Origin of the sequence: Gordonia phosphorivorans (genome assembly GCF_042432625.1) — a bacterium.
Taxonomy (GTDB): domain Bacteria; phylum Actinomycetota; class Actinomycetes; order Mycobacteriales; family Mycobacteriaceae; genus Gordonia; species Gordonia phosphorivorans.
The window spans coordinates 1-1,077 of record NZ_JBHLWV010000039.1; the positions used below are offsets into that span (position 1 = coordinate 1).

Below are 1,077 nucleotides of genomic sequence, written 5' to 3' on the forward strand. Positions count from 1 at the left end.
CCTAGTGTCTCGTGTCGTTAATTAGTTGAGGGTTTGTCGCCTGCGATAATGGGATATGGCGAATTCTCCGGCTCCGGCGCTGCAATTGCGTGAGGGCGATGCTGCTGCATTGGACCGACTGTTGCGGTCGACTTCAACCTCGGCGGGCCTGGTGCGGCGTGCGCGGATCGTGTCGCTGGCGGCTGAGGGTGTGGCGAACACGCGGATCAGCGAGGTGGTCGGGACGTCGGTGCCGACGGTCCTCAAGTGGCGTGAACGCTATCTTCACGGCGGACTGGACGGCCTCCTCGATGCTGACCGACCGGGCCGTCCTCGGCATCTCGATCATGCCAAAGTGGTTTCAGCGACGTTGCTGCCACCGCCGAAGAAGTATGGGGTCACGCACTGGTCCTCACGCCTGTTGGCCGGCCATTTGGGGATCGGGAACGCCACCGTTGCCCGGGCCTGGCGCGAATACGGGGTTCAGCCGTGGCGGTCGGGAACCTTCAAGTTCTCCACCGATCCCGAACTGGTCGCCAAGGTCACCGACGTCGTCGGCCTGTACCTGGAGCCGCCGGAGAACGCGATCGTGCTGTGCGTGGACGAGAAGTCCCAGATCCAGGCTCTGGACCGGACCGCACCGATGCTCCCGATGCAGCCGGGGCAGATCGAACGCCGTACCCACGACTACAAACGACACGGCACCACCACACTGTTCGCCGCGTTGGAGATCGCGACCGGACAGGTCACCGCGGCAGTCAAGCCACGGCACCGGCACCAGGAATTCCTGGCGTTCCTGCGGCAGATCGACCGCGCCTACAGCAACCGGGAACTGCACCTGGTGATGGACAACTACGCCACCCACAAAAAGGCCGAAGTCCGCGACTGGCTCGAGCAGCACCCGAACATCCACGCCCACTTCACCCCGACCTCCGGCTCCTGGCTCAACCTCGTCGAAGTCTGGTTCGGCATCATCGACCGCCAAGCCATCCGCCGCGGCGTCTTCACCTCAGTCCAAGACCTCAACGCAAAGATCCGCGCCTTCATCAACGGCTGGAACGACCGCAAACACCCCTTCGTCTGGACCAAGACCGCCGA

The 1,077-nt window shown here is 63.8% G+C and carries 1 protein-coding gene; it reads left to right on the forward strand.

What is annotated here, in order from left to right; genetic code table 11:
* Positions 1-55 precede the first annotated feature (55 nt).
* The coding region (locus ACFFJD_RS16695) for an IS630 family transposase (RefSeq protein WP_382366226.1) at positions 56-1,077 on the forward strand (1,022 nt) is incomplete at its 3' end.